Annotated in this window: 19 protein-coding genes; 17 read left to right on the forward strand and 2 right to left on the reverse strand. The window is 70.6% G+C overall.

Annotated elements, in window-relative coordinates; genetic code table 11:
• Positions 1–148 precede the first annotated feature (148 nt).
• Genes QA802_RS32555 through QA802_RS32565 form a run of 3 tightly spaced genes read left to right on the forward strand, consistent with a single transcriptional unit; the run spans position 149 to position 5,720 of the window.
• Positions 149–1,417 (forward strand): aspartate aminotransferase family protein, encoded by a 1,269-nt coding sequence (locus QA802_RS32555; protein WP_334530240.1) that lies wholly within the window; start codon positions 149–151, stop codon positions 1,415–1,417.
• Entirely contained in the window at positions 1,414–4,284 is a 2,871-nt protein-coding gene (locus QA802_RS32560; RefSeq protein WP_334530243.1) for an FAD-binding and (Fe-S)-binding domain-containing protein, read from the forward strand. The genes QA802_RS32555 and QA802_RS32560 overlap by 4 nt, the downstream gene beginning before the upstream one ends.
• A complete protein-coding gene (locus QA802_RS32565; protein ID WP_334530246.1) occupies positions 4,281–5,720 on the forward strand; it encodes an NAD-dependent succinate-semialdehyde dehydrogenase in 1,440 nt (479 codons plus the stop codon). The genes QA802_RS32560 and QA802_RS32565 overlap by 4 nt, the downstream gene beginning before the upstream one ends.
• A 291-nt stretch (positions 5,721–6,011) precedes the next feature.
• Here QA802_RS32565 and QA802_RS32570 read toward each other — a convergent pair whose 3' ends face one another.
• Both QA802_RS32570 and QA802_RS32575 read right to left on the reverse strand, forming a co-directional pair.
• Positions 6,012–6,755, reverse strand: coding sequence for an IclR family transcriptional regulator (locus tag QA802_RS32570; RefSeq protein ID WP_334530249.1), 744 nt, complete (start codon positions 6,753–6,755; stop codon positions 6,012–6,014).
• 359 nt (positions 6,756–7,114) lie between these two features.
• Complete coding sequence (locus QA802_RS32575) at positions 7,115–7,861, reverse strand: IclR family transcriptional regulator (protein WP_334535022.1); 747 nt, start codon at positions 7,859–7,861, stop codon at positions 7,115–7,117.
• A 279-nt stretch (positions 7,862–8,140) separates the two neighbouring features.
• Here QA802_RS32575 and solA point away from each other — a divergent pair, with 279 nt between their 5' ends.
• From solA to QA802_RS32645, 14 genes are all read left to right on the forward strand, one after another.
• Positions 8,141–9,277 (forward strand): N-methyl-L-tryptophan oxidase, encoded by a 1,137-nt coding sequence (solA, locus tag QA802_RS32580; protein ID WP_334530252.1) that lies wholly within the window; start codon positions 8,141–8,143, stop codon positions 9,275–9,277.
• 5 nt (positions 9,278–9,282) lie between these two features.
• The gene (locus QA802_RS32585; protein WP_334530255.1) at positions 9,283–10,281 is read left to right on the forward strand and encodes a succinylglutamate desuccinylase/aspartoacylase family protein; all 999 of its coding nucleotides are present in this window, start codon (positions 9,283–9,285) and stop codon (positions 10,279–10,281) included.
• Positions 10,282–10,391: 110 nt separating this feature from the next.
• Complete coding sequence (locus QA802_RS32590; RefSeq protein ID WP_334530258.1) at positions 10,392–11,495, forward strand: extracellular solute-binding protein; 1,104 nt, start codon at positions 10,392–10,394, stop codon at positions 11,493–11,495.
• Positions 11,488–12,627 carry an ABC transporter ATP-binding protein gene (locus QA802_RS32595; RefSeq protein ID WP_334530261.1) on the forward strand — a complete coding sequence of 380 codons (1,140 nt, stop codon included), beginning with the start codon at positions 11,488–11,490 and terminating at the stop codon, positions 12,625–12,627. The genes QA802_RS32590 and QA802_RS32595 overlap by 8 nt, the downstream gene beginning before the upstream one ends.
• 2 nt (positions 12,628–12,629) lie before the next feature.
• Positions 12,630–13,568, forward strand: coding sequence for an ABC transporter permease (locus tag QA802_RS32600; RefSeq protein ID WP_334530264.1), 939 nt, complete (start codon positions 12,630–12,632; stop codon positions 13,566–13,568).
• A complete protein-coding gene (locus tag QA802_RS32605; protein WP_334530267.1) occupies positions 13,565–14,434 on the forward strand; it encodes an ABC transporter permease in 870 nt (289 codons plus the stop codon). The genes QA802_RS32600 and QA802_RS32605 overlap by 4 nt, the downstream gene beginning before the upstream one ends.
• Positions 14,431–15,819, forward strand: a complete 1,389-nt coding sequence (locus QA802_RS32610; RefSeq protein WP_334530270.1) for an aminotransferase class III-fold pyridoxal phosphate-dependent enzyme — start codon at positions 14,431–14,433, stop codon at positions 15,817–15,819. Before QA802_RS32605 ends, QA802_RS32610 begins: the two co-directional genes overlap by 4 nt.
• 38 nt (positions 15,820–15,857) lie before the next feature.
• The gene (locus QA802_RS32615) at positions 15,858–16,811 is read left to right on the forward strand and encodes a succinylglutamate desuccinylase/aspartoacylase family protein (RefSeq protein WP_334530272.1); all 954 of its coding nucleotides are present in this window, start codon (positions 15,858–15,860) and stop codon (positions 16,809–16,811) included.
• Positions 16,808–18,262 (forward strand): aldehyde dehydrogenase family protein, encoded by a 1,455-nt coding sequence (locus tag QA802_RS32620; RefSeq protein ID WP_334530275.1) that lies wholly within the window; start codon positions 16,808–16,810, stop codon positions 18,260–18,262. Before QA802_RS32615 ends, QA802_RS32620 begins: the two co-directional genes overlap by 4 nt.
• Positions 18,259–19,197, forward strand: a complete 939-nt coding sequence (locus QA802_RS32625) for an aldo/keto reductase (RefSeq protein WP_334530277.1) — start codon at positions 18,259–18,261, stop codon at positions 19,195–19,197. The genes QA802_RS32620 and QA802_RS32625 overlap by 4 nt, the downstream gene beginning before the upstream one ends.
• A gap of 79 nt (positions 19,198–19,276) precedes the next feature.
• Positions 19,277–19,942, forward strand: coding sequence for a haloacid dehalogenase type II (locus QA802_RS32630; RefSeq protein WP_334530280.1), 666 nt, complete (start codon positions 19,277–19,279; stop codon positions 19,940–19,942).
• A gap of 49 nt (positions 19,943–19,991) precedes the next feature.
• Positions 19,992–21,284 (forward strand): NAD(P)/FAD-dependent oxidoreductase, encoded by a 1,293-nt coding sequence (locus QA802_RS32635; protein ID WP_319169619.1) that lies wholly within the window; start codon positions 19,992–19,994, stop codon positions 21,282–21,284.
• 236 nt (positions 21,285–21,520) lie between these two features.
• Complete coding sequence (aspA, locus tag QA802_RS32640) at positions 21,521–22,936, forward strand: aspartate ammonia-lyase (RefSeq protein ID WP_334530285.1); 1,416 nt, start codon at positions 21,521–21,523, stop codon at positions 22,934–22,936.
• 9 nt (positions 22,937–22,945) lie between these two features.
• Positions 22,946–23,299, forward strand: a complete 354-nt coding sequence (locus tag QA802_RS32645) for a cupin domain-containing protein (protein ID WP_334530288.1) — start codon at positions 22,946–22,948, stop codon at positions 23,297–23,299.
• Positions 23,300–23,418 lie beyond the last annotated feature (119 nt).

Raw genomic sequence — 23,418 nt, forward strand, 5'->3', positions numbered from 1 at the left:
GATCACAGGCCGGGTATGCGGACGGCGCGGTTGACACAACGTCCGGATACCGCGTCCCGGCTGGACAGATCGCACGTTGGCTCCTTGGGGGGCGGCGGAGATGCTCGGGGGACCGCAACCGTCCGACGACCCACGCCGGGAGACGAACATGACCGCACTGTCGCCGCACCTTCGCCAGGCCACGCCCGTGAGCGCGGTGCGGGGCGAGGGCGTCCACCTGTACGGCGAGGACGGTCGCCGCTACCTCGACTTCACCGCCGGCATCGGCGTCACCAGCACCGGACACTGCCACCCCAAGGTCGTCGCGGCAGCCCAGGAGCAGGTCGGCACCCTCATCCACGGCCAGTACACGACGGTCATGCACCAGCCCCTGCGGCAGCTCGTCGACAAGCTCGGCGAGGTGCTGCCGACCGGCCTGGACAGCCTGTTCTTCACCAACTCCGGCAGCGAGGCGGTGGAGGCCGCGCTGCGGCTGGCCCGCCAGGCCACCGGCCGCCCGAACGTCGTCGTGTGCCACGGCGGCTTCCACGGCCGTACGGTGGCCGCCGCCGCCATGACCACCTCCGGCACCCGCTTCCGGTCCGGTTTCTCCCCGCTGATGAGCGGGGTGGTCGTCACCCCCTTCCCGTCGGCCTACCGGTACGGCTGGGACGAGGAGACCGCGACCCGTTTCGCCCTGAAGGAGCTGGACTACACACTCCAGACGATCTCCTCGCCCGCCGACACGGCCGCGATCATCGTCGAGCCGGTGCTGGGCGAGGGCGGCTACGTGCCCGCGACCCGTGCTTTCCTCGAAGGTCTGCGCGAGCGGGCGGACCGGCACGGCTTCCTGCTGATCCTGGACGAGGTGCAGACCGGCGTGGGCCGCACAGGCCGCTTCTGGGGCCACGACCACTTCGGTGTCACTCCGGACATCCTCGTCACCGCTAAGGGCCTGGCCAGCGGCTTCCCGATCTCCGGCATCGCGGCCTCCGAGGAGCTGATGGCGAAGGCGTGGCCTGGCTCGCAGGGCGGTACGTACGGCGCCAACGCGGTGGCGTGCGCGGCGGCCTGCGCCACTTTGGACGTCGTTCGCGAGGAGAGGCTCGTCGAGAACGCCGAGGCGATGGGAGCGCGGCTGCGGCAGGGCCTGGAGGCGGTCGCCGACCGGACACCGGCCATCGGGGACGTACGCGGCCTCGGGCTGATGCTGGCCACCGAGTTCGTCACCGAGGACGGCAGCCCCGACCCCGAGACCGCCGCCCGCGTACAGCGTGCCGCGGTCGACGAGGGCCTGCTGCTGTTGCTGTGCGGCGCCTGGAACCAGGTCGTGCGCATGATCCCGGCGCTGGTGATCGACGAGACGGCGGTGGACGAGGGGCTCCAGGCGTGGGCGGCCGCGGTGGAGGCCGGGACGTCGGGAGCGACGGCACGATGAGCGACGTCCTCGTGCGGCTGACCGCCCGGCTCGCCGAGACCGCTCCCGGCCTGCGGGTGGAGACCGGGCCCGGGACCGGCCCCTACGCCTACGACGCCTCCAACTACCGCGTTCCGCCACAGGCCGTGGCCTTCCCCCGCGGTGCCGACGACGTGGTCGCGGTGGTGCGGGCCTGCCGGGAGACGGGCGTTGCGGTCACCGCGCGCGGCGGCGGCACCAGCATGGCGGGCAACGCGGTCGGGCCGGGTGTCGTCCTGGACTTCTCCCGGTACATGAACCGCATCCTGGACATCGACCCGGAGGCGTCGACGGCGCGGGTGGAGGCCGGTGTGGTCCTCGACGCGCTGCAGAGTGCGACCGCCCTGCACGGCCTCGCCTTCGGCCCCGACCCGTCCTCGCACAGCCGCTGCACCCTCGGCGGCATGATCGGCAACGACGCGTGCGGGAACCGGTCCGTGCGACACGGGCGGACCGGCAGCCACATCGAGGCGCTGGAGATCGTCATGGCGGACGGCGTGCGAGCCGTCGCGGACCGCGCCGGGCTGCACCCGGTCGACCCTGCGGAGGCGGATCGCGTCGCCGGCCTCGAAGCGGACGTACGTCGCCTGATCAACGCCGACCTGGCTCCGATCCGCACCGAACTGGGCCGCATTCCGCGCCAGGTCTCCGGATACCAGTTGCATCACCTGCTGCCGGAGAACGGCTTCGACATGGCCCGCGCCCTGGTCGGCACCGAGGGTTCCTGTGCGGTCGTCACCGCCGCGACGGTCCGCCTGGTGGCGACCGCACAGGCTTCGGCACTGCTGACCCTCGGCTACGACGACGTCGTGGACGCCGCGGAGGACGTCCCGGAGATCCTGCGCTGGGATCCCACCGCCGTGGAGGGCATGGACGAGGCGATCGTCGACACCATGCGTGCGCGGCGCGGGCCGGACTCCGTCACCGGGCTGCCGGAGGGACGTGCCTGGTTGTACGTCGAGCTCGACGGCGACGACGAGGCCACGGTGAACGCCCGTGCGGCCGAGCTCCTCGACGTGCTCGAGGCGCAGGGCCGGATGACCGGCGGCCGGGTCGTGGCGAGCCCGGCAGAGCGGCGCTCGCTGTGGCGGGTCCGCGAGGACGGCGCCGGTCTGGCCGCCCGTCTCGTCGACGGCGGGGAGTCCTGGCCAGGCTGGGAGGACTCGGCGGTCGCCCCCGAGGATCTGGCCGGCTACCTGCGGGACTTCCGCAAGCTGCTGGCTGCGCACGGGCTGACCGGCGTGATGTACGGGCACTTCGGCGCCGGCTGCGTCCACGTGCGCATCGACTTCGACCTCGCCTCGGACGAGGGCCGCGTCGCCGCCCGCCGCTTCCTCCAGGAGGCCGCCGCCCTGGTCGTCGAGCACGGCGGGACGCTGTCAGGTGAGCACGGTGACGGGCGGGCGCGCGGTGAGCTGCTGGAGGTCATGTACAGCCACCGGATGATCCGGGCTTTCGCCGCCTTCAAGGAGGTCTTCGACCCCGACGGGCTGCTGAACCCGGGCGTCATCGTCGCTCCGGCCCCGCTCGACGCCGACCTCGCGCTGCACCAGATCCAGCCCCTGGCGACGGAGTTCACCTTCCCGCACGACGAGGACGGCTTCGCGGGCGCGGCCCGGCGCTGTGTCGGCGTCGGCCGCTGCCGCAGCGACGCGGGCGGCGTGATGTGTCCCAGCTACCGGGCCACGGGAGAGGAGAACGACTCCACAAGGGGCCGCGCCCGGATGCTCCAGGAGATGGTGCGCGGTGAGACGGTGAAGGACGGCTGGCGCTCGACCGAGGTCAAGGACGCCCTCGATCTGTGCCTGTCGTGCAAGGCGTGCTCCAGTGACTGTCCGGTGGGCGTCGACATGGCCACGTACAAGGCCGAGTTCCTGCACCACCACTACAAGGGGCGCATCAGGCCCCGCTCCCACTACTCGCTCGGCTGGCTGCCCCTGACCTCCGCCCTCGCGGGTTTCGCGGCCCGCCCGATCAACGCCCTGCTGCGCGGCCCGCTCGGCAGGCTGCTCGCCCGTCTCGGCGGCGTGACCACGAAGCGCACCATCCCTGCGTTCGCCTCCCGCCGCACCCGGCGCGAGGTGCTGCGCGCGGCGAAGACGGAAGAACCGGCGAAGGCCCTGCTCTTCGTCGACAGCTTCACCCGTGCCTTCCGCCCCCAGGTGGCCGGGGCCGCCAGTCGCGTCCTCGCCGACGCGGGCATCTGCACTACGGTGGAGGACGGCCTGTGCTGCGGCCTGACCTGGGTCAGCACCGGCCAGCTGTCCGTGGCGCGCCGCATCATGGCCCGTACGGTCGCCCACCTGGACAACGGCGACGAGCGGCCCATCATCGTGGCCGAGCCCAGCTGCGCCGCCGCCCTCGCACGCGACGTCCCCGAACTCCTCGGCACCGACGCCGCCCGCCGGATCGCCGCTCGCGTCCACACCTTCACCGGCGCCCTGACCGACCTGGCCGAGCCGGGCTGGACGCCGCCGCCGCTGCCCGAGGACATCGTGCTCCAGACCCACTGCCACGAGTACGCCACCTTCAAGGGCCGCCGCCCCGCCGACCTGCTGCGCCGGCTCGGCGTCCGCAAGGTCGACGAGGCCGAGGGCTGCTGCGGACTGGCCGGCAACTTCGGCTTCGAGGAACAGCACTACGACACCTCGATGGCCGTCGCCGACCTGGCCCTGAAGCCACGCCTCGACGGCGCCGGTGCGCGCACCGCCGTCGTCGCCGACGGCTTCAGCTGCGCCACCCAGATCGACCACCTCGCCGGTGACCGAGGCGTCCGCGCCCTGCACCTCGCGGAACTGCTCGACCCCGCCGTCGACCACCTCGTCGACCGACCAGGAGTGACCTCATGACCGACACACCCACGCAGTTGTTCATCGGCGGTGCCTGGGTGGACGCCGCGGACGGCGCCACCATGCCCGTGGACGACCCCGCCACCGGCGAGATCCTCTGCCACGTCGCCGACGCCGGCGCCAAGGACGCCCGGCTCGCAGAGGAGGCGGCCGTGCAGGCGCAGGAGGAATGGGCCCGTACCGCGCCCCGGGCGCGCAGCGAGATCCTGCGCCGCGCCTACGAGATCATCCTCGAACGCACCGACGAGCTCGCCCACCTCATGACGTCCGAGATGGGCAAGCCGCTGGCCGAGGCCAGGGGAGAGGTCGCGTACGCGGCGGAGTTCTTCCGCTGGTTCTCCGAGGAGGCCGTACGGATCGACGGCGGCGGCGGCATCCTGCCCGACGGTCGCAACCGCATGCTGCTCTCCCGTCGCCCGGTCGGCCCCTGCCTGCTGATCACCCCGTGGAACTTCCCGCTGGCCATGGGCACCCGCAAGATCGGCCCCGCCATCGCCGCGGGCTGCACGATGATCCTCAAGCCGGCCCCGCAGACCCCGCTCTCCAGCCTGGCTCTCGCCGCGATCCTCAAGGAGGCCGGGCTGCCGGACGGCGTGCTGAACGTCGTCACCACATCCCGTGCGGGGGAGGTGTGCGAACCGCTCCTGCGCGGCGGGCGGATTCGCAAACTGTCCTTCACGGGCTCCACGCAAGTCGGACGGATTCTCCTGGCCCAGAGCGCGGACGCGGTCGTACGGACCTCGATGGAGCTCGGCGGCAATGCCCCGTTCATCGTCTTCGAGGACGCAGACCTGGACAAGGCCGTAGACGGCGCCATGCTCGCCAAGATGCGCAACATGGGCGAGGCATGCACCGCCGCCAACCGCTTCTTCGTCCACAGCTCGTTGGCCGACGAGTTCGGGCGGCGTCTGGCCGAACGCATGGGCGCCCTCGTGGTCGGCCCGGGCACCCGGGACGGCGTCGACGTCGGCCCGCTGATCGACAGGACCGGCCGCGCCAAGGTCGAGGAACTGGTCGCCGACGCGGTGGAGCGCGGCGCAGAGGTGCTCGTCGGCGGCCGTGCCCCGGAAGGGCCGGGCTGCTTCTATCCGCCGACCGTGCTCGCGGGAGTCGACCCCGAGAGCCGCCTGATGGACACGGAGATCTTCGGTCCGGTCGCCGCGATCCTCACCTTCGACGACGAGGACGAGGTCGTCCGCCGCGCCAACGACACCCCCTGGGGACTCGTCGGCTACGTCTTCACCGAGGGCCTCGAACGCGCCCTGCGCGTCAGCGAACGCCTGGAGGTGGGCATGGTGGGCCTCAACACCGGCCTCGTCTCCAACCCCGCCGCCCCCTTCGGCGGCGTCAAGCAGTCCGGGCTCGGCCGCGAGGGCGGCCGGGTCGGAATCGAGGAGTTCCTGGAGTACCAGTACCTCGCGGTGCCCGTGCGATGACGGCGGTAGTCCTGCCCTGACACACGCCCCATCGCGCACCGCGCGGGCCCGCCCCGTGACCGGCCCACTTCTCCCCCTGGCCGGGCACGGGGCGTCGTCCTGCCTTCGCCCAGCCGGACGGCCGCCTGCTCCGGCGAGCGAGGTGTGCAGGCGACCGTACCGCGCGCAGGCGGGCGAGTCGGATACCGCGCCGGGGGCCGGTGCCCTGCACATCGGCTGCGGTCCGGGCCGGCGGCGTGCTGTCGTTCCCCGGCGGCGGGACGCGGCTGTCGCCCCGGTCCGGGGCTGTCCTCAGCCCAGGTGGCGGGCGGTGATTTCCGCCGCCGTGTCGGTAACCCGCCGCCCCAGCTCGGCGAGCCGGTCGGGATCGAAGCGGGAGTCGGGCATGGAGATGCCCACGGCGGCCAGCGGCACACCGTCACCGTCCAGGACGGGTGCTGCGATGGCGCAGACACCCTGGATGTACTGGTTGTGGTTGACGGCGTATCCGCGCTCTCTGACCCGGCGAATCTCCGCGCGTAGCGCGACCGGGTCGGTGATGGTCTCCTCCCCGTAGCCCTCCAGCGCGCCCGCCGTGAGCTCGTCGACCTCGGTCTTCGGCAGATGGGCGAGGACGGCGCGCCCGGTGGCTGTGGCGTGCAGGGGTGAGGTGTCGCCGATGGTGTGGAAGGTCCGTACGGGGTGGTCGCAGTCCACGCGGTCCACCACGACCATGCACTGCAGGGCGTCCGGGACCGACAGGTGGATGGTCTCGTTCAGCGCGTCGCGGAGCCGCATCATCGGCTCGCGGGCGGCGGCGTACAGGCTGGAGCCCTGGAGGGCGGCGGGGCGTACGGCGAGCACGCGTGCGCCGATCTCCCAGCGGGTGGTGTCCCTGCGGTTCGCCCGCAGCCACCCCGCCTCGTTCAGGGTGACCAGGGTGCGCTGCACGGTCGACTTCGGGAGGCCGAAGAGCTTCGTCAGCTCCCCCACGGTCACCGGCTGATGCTGTGCCACGGCCTCCAGGACGCGCAGCGACCTGGTCACACTCTTCATTTCCATATCGGGCCCCCGGGGGTTCTGCGGACTTCGTCGGACTCACCTCTTGACTCGCTCCCGGAGCCGCAGGCATGATCGTGCCGCATTCTAGCATGACGTCCCACGATGCGGCATGCGCTGCGGCTTGTTCGGTGGTCGGACCGTGCCGAGGAGGAGCGCGGATCCGACGCCCGCGGCGTCCGACGGTGGTCGCCCGCACGCGCCGTACCGTGCCGCGTGAGGCGGCCTCCCGTGCCCGGCACCCTCCCCCTCCGGCCGGGCGCGGGAGTGGGCATGCCGCGAAACACGTCGAGGGCCGGCTCCCGGGCATGGGAGCCGGCCCTCGTTGCTGCGGGGCCGAAGCCGCCGCTTCCCGCTCAGACGCCCAGGCGGCGCCCCGAGATCTCCGCGGCCGTGTCGGCGACGAGGCGGCCCCACTCGGACAGCTGGTCCTCGTCGTACCGGGATTCGGGCATGGAGATGGCTACCGTGGCCAGCGGTGTGCCGTCCTCGTCGAGGACGGGCGCGGCGATGGCGCAGACGCCCGGCCGGTACTGGTTTCGGTTGACCGCGTAGCCGTCGGTGCTGATCCGGCGCAGCTCGGCGCGGAGGTCCGCGGGGTCCGCCGGTGTCGTCTCGCTGTAGCGCTCCAGTCCCTGGCTGATGAACTCCTCGACCTCGGTCTTCGGCAGATGGGCGAGGACGGCGCGCCCGGTGGCTGTGGCGTGCAGGGGTGAGGTGTCGCCGATCGCGTGGAAGGTCCGTACGGGGTGGTCGCAGTCCACGCGGTCCACCACGACCATGCACTGCAGGGCGTCCGGGACCGACAGGTGGATGGTCTCGTTCATCTTGTCTCTCAGTCGCACCATGGGCTCGCGGGCGGCGGCGAACAGGCTGGAGCCCTGGAGGGCGGCGGGGCGTACGGCGAGCACCCGTGCGCCGATCTCCCAGCGGGTGGTGTCCCTGCGGTTCGCCCGCAGCCACCCCGCCTCGTTCAGGGTGACCAGGGTGCGCTGCACGGTCGACTTCGGGAGGCCGAAGAGCTTCGTCAGCTCCCCCACGGTCACCGGCTGATGCTGGGCGACCGCCTCCAGGATGCGCAGTGATCTGGTGACGCTCTTCATTTCCATCCGATTTCCCCCCGTTAATCCTCGGAATTCTCTGTGGACACCCTCTTGACTCCCCTTCGTGCCCCTGTCATTGTCTGTGCCAGATTCTAGCACAGCGTTCCACAGTGTGGCACGGCTCCCGCGGGTCCCGCCGGAGCGAGCCGGACTCCGAGAAGTGGGCGGGAGCGAGCTGTCGGGCCGCAGAGGAGCCCCAGCCCTCGTCCGAACCACCTCGAATCGAACAGCCTCACGTCGGGGCCAGCATGCGCCCCGGCGAAACGAAAGGAAAGTCCCGTGTCAGCTGCCAGGAAGCGCGTCGCCGTCGTCGGCGTCGGAACGATGGGCAGCCAGGCCGCCTGGCGCCTGGCCGCCCGTGGAGCCGAGGTGGTGGGCTACGACCGCTTCGCCCCGGGCCACGACCGCAGCGCCGCCGGCGGCGAGACCCGCATCTTCCGCAGCGCCCACTTCGAGGACTCCCGGTACGTCCCGCTCCTCCAGCACGCCGACGCCCTGTGGGAGCGGCTCCAGCAGGAGACCGGCCGCGAACTGCGCCGCCTGACCGGCTGCCTGCTGATGGGACCCACCGAGCACCAGCAGATGGCCACGGTTCTTCAGTCCATCGCCGAGCACGGCCTTGACCACGAGGTGCTCGACGCCGACTCGCTCGCCAAGCGCTTCCCGCAGTTCCGCATCGAGGACGGGGACGCGGCCGTACTCGACCGCAGGGCCGGCTTCATCCGCCCGGAGCTGTCGATCCAGACCGCCGCCCGCCGCGCCGAGGAGCTGGGCGCGCGCATCCACCGCTACACCGCGGTCCGCGAGATCGTCCCCGTCGCGAACGGCGTCGAGATCCGCACCGACTCCGGCAGCGAGCACTTCGACACGGCCGTGGTCAGTCCCGGTCCGTGGGTCAACGACCTGCTGCCGGACCTGCCCTGGGAGGTGGACATCCGCCGCCTCATCAGCGCCTGGTACGTGCCCACCACCGGCGCCTGGTTCGGCGAGGAGCGCCCCGCCTTCATCCGTACCGCGCCCACGCACTGCTACGGCCTGCCCTCCCCGGACGGCGTCTCCGTCAAGCTCGGTCTCTCCCGCGCCCTGCACCGCCCCGCCGGTGACCCGAACCAGCTGGACCGGACGGTAGAGCCCGAGGAGCTGGAAATCTTCACCGAGCTGATCGGGCGTCACATGCCGGACCTGAACCCCGACCCGACCCGTCTCTCCGTCTACATGGAGGGCTACACCGAGAGCAGCCGCCCGCTGGTCGGTCCGCTGCCCGGCGCCGGGAACGTCGTCCTGCTCGCCGGGTTCTCCGGCCACGGCTTCAAACTCGCGCCCGCCTTCGGTGACATCGCGGCGGACCTGGCGCTGGACGGCAACTCGCCGCAGCCCGTCGACTTCCTGTCCACCCTCGACCGGACGGAGGCGTGACGACCATGACCTCGACGAAGAGCTCCCTGTCCGTCGGCGCCCTGAGCGCCGAGCCCGGCGCCAAGGTCCGCGGCACCGTCTCCGCCGACCTGGGCACGCTCACCGTGGACATCCCGCTGACCCTGGTCAACGGCGCCCACCCCGGCCCCCACGTCCTCATCACGGCAGGCGTGCACGGCGGCGAGTTCACCGGCATCGACGCGGCCACCCGGCTCGCGGCCCTGCTGGAACCCGGCGAGGTGCGCGGCCAGGTCGTCGTCTGCCCGGTCGCCAACCCGCCGGCGGTGTACCAGGGACGGCTCGGCGTCTCCCCGGTCGACGGCGTCAACATCAACCGCGTCTTCCCCGGCGACCCCGAAGGCGGCCCCACCGAGCGGCTGGCCGCCTGGCTCTTCACCCACCTCGTCGAAGGCGCCGACGCCTACGTCGACCTGCACTCCGGCGGCATCGACGAGGTCCTCGAGGACTTCGTCGGCTACCGCCTCACCGGCGACGCCGAACTCGACGGCAGGACGGCCGACATGGCCGGCGTCCTCGGCATCGAAGACGTCATCTTCGGCATGAACGCGGACGGCGGCAACAGTCACGCGGCCGCCGCCCGGCAGGGAATCCCGGCGATCCTCGTCGAGACCGGCCAGCTCGGTGAACGCGACTCGGACGCCGCCCGTCGGCTGGTCGGCGGCCTGTACGGGGTGCTGAGCCGGCTCGGCGTCCTCGACACACGGCCCCAGGACCCGGCGTCGCCGGTCCGCGAGTGGGTCTGGGCCGCGGGCGTCACCGCCGAGACCACCGGCCTCTGGTACCCGGAGTTCACCGCCGGTGACGACGTGACGGCCGGCCAGGTCGTCGGCCACGTCATCGACCCGGCCGACGGCCAGGAGCACAAGATCCACACCCCCGCCACCGGACGGATCTTCTACGGGATGCGTGGCCTCACCGTCGCTCCCGGTGCCGAACTGGCAGCCATCGCCGCCCCGGCTCCCCGGGAATCCGGCGACCACTGACCCCACCCCCTGCAAGGCCCCCTCCCCACAGGACCAGAACGAGAAACCGCTCCAGCCCGCACCCCCACACGCATCCTCTCCCCTCGTACCGCACCTCCAGGAGGCACCCGGTGAAGGACTTTCGGACCGACCGCAGAGTGTTTCTGCGCGGCGCAGGCGGCGTCGCCGCAGGAATCGCCGCCGCCACGTCGCTCAGCGCCTGCGGCACCGGCACCAGCCGGTCCGTCGGCAGCGGCGGCAAGAGCTCCAAGACCCTTGTCGTGCGCAACAGCGGCGGCTCCTACGGTGACGCCAACCAGCAGGCGATCTACGAGCCGTTCACCAAGGAGACCGGCATCCAGGTCAAGGTGGTGAACATCGAGTACGCCCAGATGCTCGCCCAGATCAAGCAGGGCCGCCCGCAGTTCGACGTCATCGACGACTCGATGGCCGACTTCGTCCTCTTCAAGCAGCAGGACGCGACCGAGGACCTCGACCACGACCGGCTGAAGAACTTCAAGAACGCCGGCATCGCCAAGGCCCTGGTCACCTCCAACGCGGTCGGCAAGAACTACTGGGCCAGTGTGATGGCCTACCGCACCGACTCCTTCGGTAAGCAGAAACCTTCCTCCTGGGCCGACTTCTGGGACACCAAGGCGTTCCCCGGCAACCGCGCCCTGCAGGCCCTGGACGCCGACCTGCCCGAACTGGAGTTCGCCCTCCTCGCCGACGGCGTGGCCCTGGACAAGCTCTACCCCCTCGACGTGGACCGCGCCTTCAAGGTCCTGAGCGAGATCAAGCCCCGCGTCCGCAAGTTCTGGGACACCGGCGCCCTGCCCGGCGTGCTCCTGGGCCGCAAGGAGGTCGACGCCTCCAGCGTCTGGCACGGCCGCCTGGACGCCCTGATCAAGGGCGGCGCACCGCTCGCCTACCAGTGGAACGGCGCCCGCCGACAGAGCAACGCCCTCGGCATCCCCAAGGGCGCCGCGAACCTCGACGCCGCCTACCAGCTCATCGACTTCGCGCTGCGCCCCGAGGTACAGGCCGCCTACGCCGAGATCTACCCGATGGCCCCGTCGGTGCCCGGCGCCTACAAGAAGCTCTCCACCACCACCGCCGCCAACCTGGCCAGCTCGCCCGAGCACCTGGAGTCCGGCTTCGACCTGGACGTCGACTGGTGGATCAAGAACCAGGACGCCGTGTCCAAGCGCTGGCAGGAGTGGACGCATGCCTGACCTGAACGTGATGCCCGAGCCGTCGCTCGCCGTTCCGGCGGGGTTGACCGGCAGCGGGAAGCCTTTGTCCGTGACGAAGCTTCGCAAGACCTACGGCGGCGTCACCGCCGTCGACGAGGTCTCCATGGAGATCGCGGCGGGCGAGTTCGTCACCTTCCTGGGGTCCTCCGGCTCCGGCAAGACCACCACCCTGATGATGATCGCCGGGTTCTGCGAGCCCGATTCCGGCAGCATCGTCGTCGGTGGCAACGACGTCACCCGCCTCGCCCCGCAGAAGCGCGGCCTGGGCTTCGTCTTCCAGCAGTACCTGCTCTTCCCGCACATGACGGTGTGGGAGAACGTGGCCTTCCCGCTGCAATTGCGAGGTGTGCCGAAGGCGGAGCTGCGCCGCAGGGTCGGCGAGACGCTGGAGATGGCCGGACTGTCCGCCATGGCCCGGCGCCGGCCGCGCGAGCTGTCCGGGGGCCAGCAGCAGCGCGTCGCGCTGTGCCGGGCGCTGGTCTACCGGCCGCCGGTGATCCTCATGGACGAGCCGCTCGGCGCCCTCGACAAGAAGCTGCGCGACCAGCTCCAGACCGAGATCAAACGCATCCAGCAGGAACTCGGCCTCACCGTCATCTATGTGACGCACGACCAGGAAGAGGCGCTGGTTCTGTCCGACCGCATCGCGGTCATGCGGGACGGCCGGATCGACCAGTTCGACACCCCGCAGGAGCTGTTCGAGCGGCCACGCACCCCGTTCGTCGCCGACTTCCTCGGCGCCGCCAACTTCCTCCACGGCAAGGTGGAGCAGCAGACCTCCGCCCACACCCTCGTCCGCCTCGACAGCGGCGGCACGTTGAAGGCGCGTCCGCAGGCGGGATCCGAGGGGACTCGCGTCCGCGCGGCGGTCCAGCCCGGCCGGCTCACCCTCTGTCCCGCCGGCGACGGATTCTGTACCGGGACCGTCGAGACGGTCACCTACGTCGGCACCCTGGTCCGGGTCACCGTCCGCCCCCTCGGCGGCACGGACACCGAACTCATACGACTGGAACTGCCCGCCGGCCGCGCCCCCGCCCTCGGCGAGCGGATCGACCTGGCCGCGGACCCCGCCAATGTCAGCGTCTTTCCCGACGCGGAACACGGGGGCTGATCATGGCCGGATCCGTATCGGCACCCACCGCGGCCCCCGCCGCCGCCGCGACCTCACCCGCCCCGGGCCAGAGCCGCCTGGGCCGCGCGCTGTCCGACCGTCGCACCCGCTTCGGACTGCTCAACGCCACGCCCGTCGTCGTATACCTGCTGATCCTCTTCGTCTATCCGATCTTCAGCACCCTGATGCTGAGCCTCAAGGGCGACAACGGCGGCCTCACCCTGCACTGGTACACCGACGCCTTCCAAGGCGCCAACCTGGAGATCCTCCTCACCACCCTGCGGATCTCCGCCGAGACCTCCCTGCTCGCCCTGGTCATCGGCTTCCTGCTGGCCTCCGCCATCTCCCGGCTCAAGCCCCTCCTGGCCGGCCTGGTGATGATCGTCGTGGTCGTCCCGCACTTCATCAGCGCCCTGGTGCGCACCTACGGCTGGATCATCCTGCTCGGTGACAACGGCATGGTGAACAACCTCCTCACGGACGTCCACTTCCCGGGCGCGCCCTTCCAGTTGCTCTACAACGAGATCGGCGTCGTCATCGGCACCACCGCGGTGATGCTGCCCTACACCGTGCTGCTGCTGTACGCGGTCATGAAGGGCATCGACCGGCGACTGCTCGCCGCTGCCGCCAGCATGGGCGCCGGACGGATCACGATCTTCCGCCGGGTCTACGTCCCCCTCGTGGCCCCCGGCCTGGTCAACGCGGGAGTCCTGTCCTTCATCCTCTGCCTGGGCTACTACCTCACCCCCGCCCTCATGGGCGGCGAGAAGCAGACCATGGTCGCCTCCCTCATCGACGAACAGGTCATGAAGCAGAACCAGTGGAACGGCGCCTCCGCGCTCGGCATCATCCTGCTGCTGCTCACCTTCGCCGGACTGCTGCTGCTCAGGCTGCTGAAGTCGGCCGGCGAGGCCCTTCGGAACCGGGGGACGGCGTCATGATCGAGCTCCGTTCCACCCTGGCCGGGCGCATCACCCTGGCCGTGTTCTCCACACTGATCCTGCTGTTCCTGGCCATGCCGATCGTCGTCATCGTCGTGACCTCCTTCGGCAAGGACGCCTTCGGCTCCTTCCCGCCGGACTCCTGGACGCTCGACTGGTACACGCAGTTGTTCGCCGACGGCAGCAAGTGGCCCGCCGCACTGTCGCTCAGCGCCCTGGTCGCGGCGATGACCACGATCTTCTCGCTCATCCTGGGCATGACGGCGGCCACCGCCCTGGTCCGCAGCGAACTGCCGCTGCGCTCGGCGGTCTACGGCCTGGTCCTGGCCCCGCTGGTGATTCCCCAAGTGGTCATCGCCCTTGGTCTGTTCCTGCTCTTCGAGCCCGCCTCGATGCTCGGCAGCCCGGTCGCCATCGCCCTCGGACACACCGTGCTCGCCTCACCGATCGCCGTGATGATCCTGATGGCCACACTGAAGGGCATCGACGAACGCCTGGAGGACGCGGCGGCCAGCATGGGCGCGAGCCGTCTGACCATCGCCCGCCGCATCACCCTCCCGCTGGCCATGCCCGGCCTGGTCGCCGCCGGCATCTTCGCCTTCATCACCAGCTTCGACGAGTTCTTCATCTCGCAGTTCCTGTCCTCCGTGGACACGACGACCCTGCCGGTCCAGGTGTTCAACGTCCTCCAGTACAACGTCGACCCGTCGGTGACCGCCGTCAGCGCGATCCTCATCGCGGTCGCCGTCGTGGCCCTGGCACTGGTCGGCGTCGTGCGCAAGCTCAGTGGCTCCGGCAAGCAGGACGGCCTGCTGCCCACAGAACCCGCAGTGGGCCTCCCCGCCGGAAGTGAGACCGCATCATGACCACCACCAGCACCCCCGCCGACGAGATGTCCGCCACCGCGGCCAGACACCTCCTGCTCAACATGACCCCCAACGGCTCGCTCGGGCAGGACGGCGAGAACCTCTTCGTCGTCCAGCGCGGGGAGGGACCGTACATCGACGACGCGGACGGCAAGCGCTACATCGACGGCCTGTCCGGCCTCTACTGCTGCCAGATCGGCTACTCCTACGCCCCCGAGTTCGCCGAGGCCGCCGACAAGCAGCTGCGCGAACTGTGCTTCAGCCCGTTGTGGTCCGGGTCCGCGCACCCCACGGCGATCGAACTCGCCGAGCGGCTCTCGCGGATCGCGCCCGCCGACGTCGAGCACACCTTCTTCTCCGGCGGCGGAGCGGAAGCCGTCGAGACCGCCTGGAAGATCGCTCGGCGCTACCACGCCCTGCGCGGGGAACCGGGCCGGGTCAAGGCGATCTCCCGCCGTGGCGCCTACCACGGCCTGACCATCGGCGCCCTCTCCCTCACCGACGACCCCGGGCTGCGGGAGCCCTACGGCCCCGGCGCGATCGACACCCGTTTCGTGTCCAACACCAACCGCTTCGGCCTCGCGCCGGAGTTCGCCGACGACGACGTGTACGCGACCCACCTGCTCGCCGAGCTGGAGGCCGCGATCCTCGCCGAGGGCCCGGAGACGATCGCCATGCTGATCGCCGAGCCGGTGCAGAACCGGGGCGGCTGCATCACCCCGCCCCAGGGCTACTGGCCCGGGCTGCGGGCGCTCGCCGACCGGTACGGCTTCCTGCTCGTCGCCGACGAGGTCATCACCGCCTTCGGACGGCTGGGGGAGTGGTTCGGCGGCGACCTGTACGGTGCCCGTCCCGACATGGTCACCGTCGCCAAGGGCATCACCGCCGGCTACGCCCCCATGGGCGCCACCCTGGTCAGCAACCAGGTCACCGAGGTCATCAACCGGCCCGGCACGGTCCTCAACCACGGCTACACCTTCGCCGGACACCCGCTCAGTGCCGCGATCGCCCTGCGCAGCCTGGAGATCATGGAGCGGGACCGGATCCTGGAGAACGTCCGCGGTCACCAGGATCACCTTGCCCAGCGCATGGCCTCGCTCGCGGACCTGCCGATCGTCGGGAACGTCCGGGGCGCCGGCTTCTTCTATGCCTGCGAACTCGTCGGCGACCTCGACGGCGGCGGCTTCAGCGACACCGTCCGGGGCGACCTGATCGCCGATCTGATCCCGCGCCGGCTGCGCGAGGCCGGACTCCTCGCCCGCGTCTACAACCGCGCCGCCCCCCTGGTGCAGATCGCGCCCCCGCTGATCAGCGACCGTCACCTGCTCGACCGTATCGCCGACATCCTCGCCGAGACGCTCGACGAGGCGTCCCACCGCCTCTGATCCACGTCCGTGAACCCGCTTTCGAAAGGAACCCTCTGATGTATTCCATCGGTCCGCTGACCGTCGCCCCCGGCGAGCGCGCCCAGGGCCTGATCCCGGTCGGCACCAGCAGCTACGGCGTTGAGCTCGGCATCCCGCTGATCGTCGTCAACGGCGCCGAGGACGGCCCGGTGCTGTGCGTGGACGCGGGTGTGCACGGCGACGAGTACGACGGCCAGGAGTCCATCCGCCGTGTCCTCGCCGAGATCGACCCTGCCACTCTGCGCGGCACACTGGTCGGCATCCCCTGCATGAACACCCCGGCCTTCGAGGCGGCGGCCCGCACCAGCGGCCTGGACCACCTCAACCTCAACCGGATCTTCCCCGGCGACGCGGACGGCTCGTACTCCCTGCGCCTGGCCGCCACCTTCGTCGAGCAGGTCGTGCCCACCATCGACGCCCTGGTCGACCTGCACACCGGCGGCACCTTCGGCGAGATCGCGCCGCTCGTCATCCTCCAGGGCGGCTACGAGGAGCTGGCCACGGATCTGGCGCTGGCCGCCGGTCACGAGCTGGTCTGGAAGGGTGGCAAGTGGGGCGGCACGGTCCGCCACCCCACCCTCGCGGCGGGCAAGCCCGCGATCACCATCGAGGCCGGCGGTGGCACCTACCGCGAGTCCAATGTCGAGCTGCACATCCACTCGATCCGCAACATCATGCGCAAGCTCGGCATGATCGACGGCGACGTGGAACTACGCGACAGCTACACGACGGTCTCCGGCACCTTCGCCCGCTCCGCGGCCGGCGGCTTCTTCCTCGGCCACGCCGAGCCGGGCGAGACCTGCAAGGAAGGCGACCTGATCGCCCACATCGTCGACCACTACGGCAACACGCTGGAGGAGGTCCGCGCCCCGCAGGACGGCACCGTGCTCTGGGTCCGCCGGATCCGCACCGTGCGGCCGGGCGACGAGGTCGTCATCTTCGGCGAGGTGCTGGGGGAGATCCAGCCATGACCGCCGACCTCCAGCTGCTCCTCGTCGACGGCAAGCAGGTCCCCGCCGCCGACGGGCGTACCTTCACCGTCGTCGACCCGGCGGACGGCACGGCCATCGCCCAGGTCGCGCTGGCCGGTGCGGCGGACGTGGACCAGGCGGTGGCCGCCGCTCGCGCGGCCTTCACCTCGCCCGGGTGGGCCCGGATGCGGGCCGCCGACCGGGGCAGGATCCTGTACCGGATCGCTGAGGCGATCCGCTACCAGGGCGAACGCCTGGCCCGCCTGGAGAGCCAGGACGTCGGCAAGCCGCTCCGCCAGGCCAAGGCCGATGTCGAGAGTGCCGCCCGCTACTTCGAGTTCTACGCCGGCATCGCCGACAAGCTCGGCGGCACCACGATCCCCCTCGGGCCCGGTCTGGTCGACTACACCGTCCGCGAGCCGATCGGCGTCTCCGGCCAGATCATCCCGTTCAACTACCCGCTCCAGAACACCGCGAGGGGCTCCGCCCCCGCGCTGGCCGCGGGCTGCACGGTGGTGCTGAAGCCGTCGCCCGAGGCTCCGCTGACCCCGCTGGAGATCGCCAGGATCGCCCTCGAGTGCGGTTTGCCGCCCGGTGTGCTGAACGTCGTCCCCGGTGACGCGGAGACGGGTGCGGCCCTGGCCGGTCACCCGGACATCGACCAGGTCACCTTCACCGGTTCGGTGCCGACCGGCATCAAGGTCGCCCAGGCGGCCGCCGCCAACGTGGTGCCCTCCGTAACGGAGTTGGGCGGCAAGTCGCCGTTCGTCGTCTTCGCCGACGCCGACTTCGACCTGGCGCTGAACGCCGTCCTCGGCTGGTCGTTCAGCAACGCCGGCCAGATGTGCTCGGCCGGCACGAGGCTGCTGCTCCAGCGCGGTGCCGAGGAGTTCCTGGACCGGCTGGTCGAAAAGGTCGCCGCCCTGCGCATCGGTCCCGGCCTGACGGACCCGGACATCGGCCCTCTGGTCGCCGCCCGGCAACGCGACCGGGTACTGGGCTACCTCGACCTGGCTCGGCAGGAGGGCGCCGTCGCACGCGTCGGTGGCGGAGCTCCCTCCGCCCCGGAGCTGGCCGACGGCTACTACATCGAGCCGACCGTCCTCACCGGCCTGACGAACCGGGCCCGTTGCGCCCGCGAGGAGATCTTCGGCCCCGTCGTCACCGTCATCGAGTTCGACGACGCCGACGAGGCCCTCCAGATCGCCGACGACAGCCCGTACGGCCTCGCCTCCTACGTCTGGACCCGCGACATCGACAAGGCCATGACCCTGGCCGGCGGCATCCGGGCCGGCCAGGTCTACGTCAACGTCACCAGCGCAGGGACCGGTATCGAACTCCCCTTCGGCGGCTACAAGCACAGTGGCTGGGGCCGGGAGAAGGGCCTGGAAGCCCTGGCCAGCTACACGCAGACCAAGAACGTATGCATCGGATTCGGGGACCGGTCATGAGATACCGCACCCTCGGTGAGCGCGGACCGACCGTCTCCGTGGTCGGCGTCGGCGGCAACAACTTCGGCTCCCGCCTCGACGAGGAGGGCACGAAGGCCGTCGTGCACGCAGCCCTCGACGCCGGGATCACCCTGTTCGACACGGCCGACATGTACGGCGGCTTCGGCGAGCAGGGCGGGACGCGCGGCGACGGGGAACGGCTCCTCGGGGCCGCCCTCAAGGGCCACCGCGACGAGGTCGTGCTGGCCACCAAGTTCGGCATGGAGATGGGCCGGGAGGCCGATCTGTACGGCCCGCGCGGCGCCCGCGGCTACATCCGCCACGCCGTGGAGGCGTCGCTGCGCCGCCTGGGCACCGACCGGATCGACTTGTTCCAGTACCACGAGCCGGACGGGGTCACGCCGCTCGACGAGACGATCGCAGCTCTGCGGGAACTGACAGACGAGGGGAAGATCGGCTACACCGGCTGCTCCAACCTGCCTGCCGAGGACCTGTCCGACGCCTTCGTGTCCACCCAGGCCCGCTACCACCTTCTCGACCGCAGCGTGGAAGCCGACCTGATCCCGGCCTGCCTGCACCACGGCATCGGCCTGCTCCCGTACTACCCGCTTGCCAACGGCCTGCTCAGCGGCAAGTACCGGCGCGGCGAGCAGCCACCCGCGGGCAGCCGCCTGTCCTGGCGGCAGGGCTGGCTCACCGACGAAGCCCTCGACCGCGTGGAAGCGCTGACGGAGTACGGCGCCGAACGCGGCCTGAGCCTTCTCCAGGTCGCCGTCGGCGGCCTGGCCGCTCTCCCCGCTGTCGGCTCCGTGATCTGCGGCGCCATGACCCCCGAGCAGGTCACCGCCAACGCGGCGGCGGCCGGCTGGATCCCCGACGCGGCCGACCTGGCCGCCCTGGACGCGATCGTCACGCCCGGCGAACGCGTCGTCTGAACCCCCCGAAGCCTGCACACCACCACTCGCGACTCGCATTCCGCGCAGCGAGACTCTCTCTTGAAACGAGGTTGAACCCATGCGAGAGATCGTCACCTTCGACGCGTACGCCACCCTCATCGACTTCCAGCTCGGCCCCACCACCCTGAAGGTCCTGGAAGACCGGCTGGACCTGGACAACCTGGACGTCGACGAGTTCCTCGACGACTTCCGCGTCATGCGCTTCCAGGCCGTCCTGGAGGCATACCGCCCCTACCGCGAGGTCCTGCACTCCAGCCTGCGCAACGCCATGCGCCTGCACGGCCTGGAGTACCGCACGTCCGACGGCGACGCCCTCGTCGAGACCGTCCCCACCTTCGGCCCCTTCCCGGAGGTCCCGGACGCCCTGCGCGCGCTGAAGTCGCGCTACGAGATCGCGATCATCTCCAACACGGACGACGACCTGATCGCCCGCAACGTCGAGAACATCGGCGTGGAGTTCGACTACGTCATCACCGCCCAGCAGGCCGGCGCCTACAAGCCGGACCGCCAGACCTTCGAGCACGCCTTCAAGACCATGGGCGTCGAGCCCTCGCAGGTGATCCACACGGCCCAGGGCTGGGAGTACGACCACATCCCGACCCGTGACCTCGGCCTGAAGCGCCGGGTGTGGATCAACCGCTACGGCCGCAAGGGCAGCGCCGACTACCAGCCCTACGACGAGCTGCCCGACCTGTCGGGCCTGCCGAAGCTGCTCGGCTGCTGATCGGCCGGGACCCCAAGCACACAGAGACAGAACACAGAGGACGCACGTCATGAAGCAGATCCCCTACTGGCTCGACACCGCTCCAGCCCTGCCCGACCGTTCCGGCAAGGCGCTGCCCGACGAGGCGGACGTGGTGGTCATCGGCGGCGGCCTCACCGGTCTGTCCACCGCCTATCACGCCGCCCGCAAGGGCGCCCGGGTCGTCCTCGTCGAGAAGGACAAGGTCGGCTCGGGCGCCTCGGGGCGCAACGGCAGCATGTGCACCCAGGGCATCACCATCGGCACGGGCGAGGCCCGCAAGCGCTTCGGGCAGGACCGCGCCCGTGAGTTGTACGGCGCGTTCCGCGAGGCGGTCGACGTCGTCGAGGAACTCACCCACACCGAGAAGATCGACTGCGACTTCCACCGTGCGGGCCGCCTGGGCGTGGCGTACAAGCCGCAGCACTTCGAGTCGATGAAGGCCACCCAGCGCGACCTGGCCGAGAACTTCGATCATGAGACCCAGCTCCTGAGCCGCGGTGAACTGAAGTCGGAACTGGGCTCGGACTACTACCACGGCGCCCTGCTCGACCCGCTGAGTGCCGCCCTGCATGTGGGCAAGTACGTCCACGGCCTGGCAGAGGCCGCTGAACGCGCCGGCGCCGAGATCCACGAACGCAACGCCGCCACCGGACTCACCCGCCTGCCGGGCGGCGGGTTCGACGTGGAGACCCTGCACGGCACGATCCGCGCCAAGCAGGTCATGGCCGCCACCGACGCCTACACCGACAAGGCGCTGCCCTGGTTCCGCAAGCGGCTGATCAACGTGGGCAGCTTCATCATCGTCACCGAGCCTCTCGGTGAGGCGCGGGCCCGCGAACTGATCCCCAACGGTCGCCTGGTGGTCGACTCCAAGAACATCGGCCACTACCTCCGCCTCACCCCGGACAACCGTCTCGCCTTCGGCGGCCGGGCCCGGTTCGCCCCCTCCAACCCCGCCTCCGACGTCAAGAGCGGCGACATCCTGAAGCAGGAGATGACGGAGATCTTCCCGCAACTGGCGGGCGTCCGCGTCGACTACGTGTGGGGCGGCATGGTCGGCTTCTCCTGGGACCGCCTCCCACACGCCGGCGAGGCCGAGGGGGCCAAGGGCCTGTACTACTCCATGGGGTACTGCGGGCACGGCGTCCAGATGGCCACGTACATGGGCCGCGCGGTCGCCGAGATGATGGACGGCAAGCCGGAGGCCAACCCCCTTCGCGGCCTCGGCTTCCCCAAGGTCCCCGTCCCCTTCTACAACGGCACCCCGTGGTTCCTGCCCTTCGGCGGCGCCTACTACAAGGCCAAGGACCGCCTGCGCTGACCCGCTGCCCACAGTGGCGACACCGCGGGGGCTTTCCGCGATGCGGTCGTGGAGAGCCCCCGCGGATACGGGACAGCCCGCTCCCCGAGCGAGGCGTTCGCCGGGGCGACCGCTGACGTCCCGATGACCGCGGTGCGCCCCTGTCCTTCCCCTTCTCCGCTCCGCACCTCACATCCACGTGTCCGAGCCCGCGTATCCCCAGTCCGCATTTGCTTGCAGAGAAGGTCCGCACAGCCATGACCGCCGTCGTCACCCGCAGCGAACACGATCTGCTCGGAGAACGGGACATCCCCGCCGATGCGTACTGGGGCATCCACTGTCTGCGTGCCACGGAGAACTTCCCCATCACCGGGACGCCGATCTCCGCCCACCCGCACCTCATCGACGCCCTCGCCGCCGTCAAGGAAGCCACGGCTCTGGCCAACGAGGAGCTCGGTCTGCTGGCGCCGGAGAAGGCGGCCGCCATCGTCGCCGCCTGCCGTGAGATCCGCGACGGCAGGCTGCACGACCAGTTCGTCGTGGACGTGATCCAGGGCGGCGCCGGTACCTCGACCAACATGAACGCCAACGAGGTCGTCGCGAACCGGGCTTTGGAGCTGCTCGGGTACGCCAAGGGGGAGTACGGGCACCTGCACCCCAACGAGGACGTCAACCTCGGGCAGTCGACGAACGACGTGTACCCGACCGCCGTCAAGGTCGCGACCGTCTTCGCCGTGCACGGGCTGCTCAAGGCGATGGCCACGCTCCAGGACTCCTTCGGGCGCAAGGCCGTCGAGTTCCGTGATGTGCTGAAGATGGGCCGGACGCAGCTGCAGGACGCGGTGCCGATGACGCTCGGTCAGGAGTTCTCGACGTACGCGGTGATGCTCGGCGAGGACCGCAGCCGCCTCGCCGAGGCCGCCGAGCTGGTCCACGAGATCAACCTGGGCGCCACGGCGATCGGTACCGGGCTCAACGCCCCTGCCGGATACGCCGAGTCGGCCCGCCGCCACCTCGCCGAGATCACCGGCCTGCCTCTCGTCACCGCCGCCAACCTGGTCGAGGCCACGCAGGACTGCGGCGCGTTCGTCCAGATGTCCGGCGTGCTGAAGCGGATCGCCGTGAAGCTCTCCAAGAGCTGCAACGACCTGAGGCTGCTCTCTTCCGGGCCGCGCGCCGGTCTCGGCGAGATCAACCTGCCGCCGGTGCAGGCCGGTTCGTCCATCATGCCCGGCAAGGTCAACCCCGTGATCCCCGAGGTCGTCAACCAGGTCGCCTTCGAGGTCATCGGCAACGACGTCACCATCACCATGGCCGCCGAGGCCGGACAGCTCCAGCTCAACGCCTTCGAGCCGATCATCCTGCACTCCCTGTCGGAGTCCATCACCCACCTGCGGACCGCCTGCCTGACCCTCGCCGAGCGGTGCGTGGACGGCATCACCGCCAACGCCGAGGTTCTGCGCGCGAACGTGGAGAACTCCATCGGCCTGGTGACCGCCCTCAACCCGCACATCGGATACACGGCCGCCACGGACATTGCCAAGGAGGCCCTGGTCACCGGTCGGGGGGTCGCCGAACTCGTCCAGGAGAAGGGCCTGTTGTCCGCCGAGACGCTCGCGTACCTGCTGCACCCCGAGACCGTGGCGGGCAGCCGCCAGGCCCTAATTCAGTAGAGGAAAAGCATGTCGCTCCTGAAAACCATCGACACCCACCCCTCCTTCGCGCCCCGCGAGTCCGGCCCGCTTCCGGAACGTCTGATTTCCGGCGACCCGACCTTCAAGACGTGGGCCCAGGACGTCGCCCGCGGGGAAATGATCAATACGGGCGTCTGGGAAGCCACGCCGGGCGAGACGCGATCGATCAAGGGCGAGAGCTTCGAGTTCTGCCACATCCTCTCCGGCGTCGTCGAGATCACGCCGGAAGGCGGTGAGCCGGTGGTCTACAAGGCGGGTGACAGTTTTGTCATGAAGCCGGGCTTCTTCGGTGTCTGGAAGACCATCGAAACCGTGCGCAAGATCTACCTGATCGTGTCGTGATGCCGATGCCGATGCCACACGACTCGATCGTCGTCGAGACCTCTCTCAACCGCCCCGCCCAGAAGGCAGACTCAAAACGCCGGCGGGGGTTGCTCCTGCTGCGGTCCTGAGCGCCGAGA

Source organism: Streptomyces sp. B21-105 (genome assembly GCF_036898465.1).
Taxonomy (GTDB): Bacteria; Actinomycetota; Actinomycetes; order Streptomycetales; family Streptomycetaceae; genus Streptomyces.

What these genes read in the sequence shown, in the direction of transcription:
- QA802_RS32555 (WP_334530240.1), top strand. Translation starts at nt 149, where the DNA reads ATGACCGCACTGTCGCCGCACCTTCGCCAGGCCACGCCCGTGAGCGCG.
- QA802_RS32560 (WP_334530243.1), top strand. Translation starts at nt 1,414, where the DNA reads ATGAGCGACGTCCTCGTGCGGCTGACCGCCCGGCTCGCCGAGACCGCT.
- QA802_RS32565 (WP_334530246.1), top strand. Translation starts at nt 4,281, where the DNA reads ATGACCGACACACCCACGCAGTTGTTCATCGGCGGTGCCTGGGTGGAC.
- QA802_RS32570 (WP_334530249.1), bottom strand. Translation starts at nt 6,755, where the DNA reads ATGAAGAGTGTGACCAGGTCGCTGCGCGTCCTGGAGGCCGTGGCACAG.
- QA802_RS32575 (WP_334535022.1), bottom strand. Translation starts at nt 7,861, where the DNA reads ATGAAGAGCGTCACCAGATCACTGCGCATCCTGGAGGCGGTCGCCCAG.
- QA802_RS32585 (WP_334530255.1), top strand. Translation starts at nt 9,283, where the DNA reads ATGACCTCGACGAAGAGCTCCCTGTCCGTCGGCGCCCTGAGCGCCGAG.
- QA802_RS32595 (WP_334530261.1), top strand. Translation starts at nt 11,488, where the DNA reads ATGCCTGACCTGAACGTGATGCCCGAGCCGTCGCTCGCCGTTCCGGCG.
- QA802_RS32600 (WP_334530264.1), top strand. Translation starts at nt 12,630, where the DNA reads ATGGCCGGATCCGTATCGGCACCCACCGCGGCCCCCGCCGCCGCCGCG.
- QA802_RS32605 (WP_334530267.1), top strand. Translation starts at nt 13,565, where the DNA reads ATGATCGAGCTCCGTTCCACCCTGGCCGGGCGCATCACCCTGGCCGTG.
- QA802_RS32610 (WP_334530270.1), top strand. Translation starts at nt 14,431, where the DNA reads ATGACCACCACCAGCACCCCCGCCGACGAGATGTCCGCCACCGCGGCC.
- QA802_RS32615 (WP_334530272.1), top strand. Translation starts at nt 15,858, where the DNA reads ATGTATTCCATCGGTCCGCTGACCGTCGCCCCCGGCGAGCGCGCCCAG.
- QA802_RS32620 (WP_334530275.1), top strand. Translation starts at nt 16,808, where the DNA reads ATGACCGCCGACCTCCAGCTGCTCCTCGTCGACGGCAAGCAGGTCCCC.
- QA802_RS32625 (WP_334530277.1), top strand. Translation starts at nt 18,259, where the DNA reads ATGAGATACCGCACCCTCGGTGAGCGCGGACCGACCGTCTCCGTGGTC.
- QA802_RS32630 (WP_334530280.1), top strand. Translation starts at nt 19,277, where the DNA reads ATGCGAGAGATCGTCACCTTCGACGCGTACGCCACCCTCATCGACTTC.
- QA802_RS32635 (WP_319169619.1), top strand. Translation starts at nt 19,992, where the DNA reads ATGAAGCAGATCCCCTACTGGCTCGACACCGCTCCAGCCCTGCCCGAC.
- aspA (WP_334530285.1), top strand. Translation starts at nt 21,521, where the DNA reads ATGACCGCCGTCGTCACCCGCAGCGAACACGATCTGCTCGGAGAACGG.
- QA802_RS32645 (WP_334530288.1), top strand. Translation starts at nt 22,946, where the DNA reads ATGTCGCTCCTGAAAACCATCGACACCCACCCCTCCTTCGCGCCCCGC.